Here is a 542-nt window from a genome sequence, read left to right as displayed (position 1 = left end):
ATAGCGAACAAGTACCGTGAGGGAAAGGTGAAAAGAACCGCAGTGAGCGGAGTGAAATAGAACCTGAAACCATTTGCCTACAATCATTCAGAGCCCTATTGTAGGCTCTTCTAGTAGATTACGTAGGCTTGTCTCTTGGACGATTTTAAGAGAGTAAGAACATTGCTCACTGCGACGCACGTTTAAGTGCGTCTCATTCGCAATAACCTTACAACCCTTAAACTCGCCTCAAGATACTTCGCCTATCTATTCTTTAGGGATTCTAGATTCTATAATCTTTTAGAATCTAAACTAAAGAGTGTGCAGTGATTTCGAGTCGATTTTAAGGGTTGTGCAGAAAAAACTGCGGAGACTAGCCTTTTTGGCTGTCGCACAAGATTTTTTCAAACTCCCTTAAAAGCGACCGAAAGCACAAACAACGTGATTTCCTAGATGAGCCTACAAGGGTGATGGACTGCCTTTTGCATAATGATCCTGCGAGTTGTGGTATCTGGCAAGGTTAAGCAAACGCGAAGCCGTAGCGAAAGCGACTTTTAACGAGG

The 542-nt window shown here is 43.2% G+C and carries 1 rRNA gene; it reads left to right on the top strand.

Features of this window, described 5'->3' with window-relative positions:
- Positions 1-542 (top strand): 23S ribosomal RNA (locus LS64_RS12175); the annotation flags it as partial.

Origin of the sequence: Helicobacter saguini (assembly GCF_000762875.2) — a bacterium.
Lineage (GTDB): Bacteria > Campylobacterota > Campylobacteria > Campylobacterales > Helicobacteraceae > Helicobacter_A > Helicobacter_A saguini.
The sequence above is the reverse complement of the archived record's forward strand: the minus strand, read 5'-3'. Positions and strand labels throughout refer to the sequence as shown.